General features: G+C 55.7%; 2 protein-coding genes. Both read left to right on the top strand.

Annotation, left to right across the window (positions count from 1 at the left end):
• A partial coding sequence (locus tag CPT76_RS17085; RefSeq protein WP_374954658.1) for a beta-ketoacyl-[acyl-carrier-protein] synthase family protein occupies nucleotides 1-502 on the top strand: 502 nt, incomplete at its 5' end.
• A gap of 130 nt (nucleotides 503-632) precedes the next feature.
• Nucleotides 633-1,154, top strand: a complete 522-nt coding sequence (locus CPT76_RS17080; RefSeq protein ID WP_105443691.1) for a zinc ribbon domain-containing protein — start codon at nucleotides 633-635, stop codon at nucleotides 1,152-1,154.
• Nucleotides 1,155-1,259 lie beyond the last annotated feature (105 nt).

Here is a 1,259-nt window from a genome sequence, read left to right as displayed (position 1 = left end):
GCCGGAACGCTCGCATATATGCGGAGGTAGGCCGGGTAGTGGGGCGACTTCGGATGCCTATCATATTGTCGCTTCCCATCCGGAAGGCATCGGAGCCTACAACGCGATGAGGCTTGCCCTTCAGGAAGCGGCCATCCGTCCGGAGGACGTCGATGTGGTCAGCGCTCATGCCACGAGTACGGAAGTCGGGGACAAGTCCGAGACGCAGGCCATCAAGCGCTTGTTCGGCGATGCGGCTTACCGTGTTCCGGTGACGGCGAACAAATCGATGCTCGGGCATATGTTTGGAGCTTCCGGCGGCGCTCAGGCCATCGCTTTGGTACAGATGCTGCTGGAAGGCGTGATACCACCGACGATCAATCTGCGGGAAGCGGACCCGGATTGCGATCTGGATTATGTTCCGAATACCGCGCGCACTGCTGAAGTCAAGGTCGGCATATCCAATTCCTTCGGTTTTGGCGGTCATAACGCTGTCATCGTTTTGAAGCGATTCGAAGCGTAACCAAGGGTGCATCCCTTCCCCCGGCTTCTCTTTGGCGGCCAATCCCTCTTGTCCCGGTCCACTGGACCGATATGGTATGATCGGGATATCTATCCATAAGTCAGAAACCCATAACTGGAGGGGATGAGAATTGGCCGTCAAAATTTGTCCGAAGTGCGGGGAATCCAATCCGGAGCAGGCGTGGACCTGCGTACGATGCGGCAGTTCCCTGCAGAATGCCGAAGTGGCCGGAACTCCGGATGCCGACAAAGGGGCGGGCATATCGCTCGGACGCGATGAGAGCATCTGCCCTGCATGCGGTGAACAGCTCGAACCGGGGGCGAGAAAGTGCAAGTTTTGCGGGACGACGATTTATAAAAAGCCCGCTGCTCCGATTTATGAAGAACCGGAAGAAGATCCGTTTAGACCAAGCGCGGTGTCAATCATTTTGCTGATTCTGGCGACGGTGGTGTTTCCGCCGGCCGGTCTCATCGTAGGCGGGGTGGCCGTCGTTCTCGGCGATCCGGATAAACGAATCGCCGGGCAGCTTTTGATGGTTCTCGGTCTGATCGTGATTGCGGTGAAGTACTTTTTTAATGCGTGTCGCCATCATTTTCTAGAAGAAATTCGGCTTTCAGCCTGGTCGGGGGCTCCTTCCTTGGGTATATCTTAAGTAAGAGCTTGTTAACTAAGGAGGCTGGCCGATGACCAAAGAACATTTTGAAGCAGCGAGGGCTTCGGAAGCGGAGTACCATCAGCGCTTTTACGAAGATAACGA

This window comes from Paenibacillus sp. AR247 (assembly GCF_002968895.1).
GTDB classification, from domain to species: domain Bacteria; phylum Bacillota; class Bacilli; order Paenibacillales; family Paenibacillaceae; genus Paenibacillus_AQ; species Paenibacillus_AQ favisporus.
This window is presented reverse-complemented; position numbering and strand designations above follow the sequence as displayed.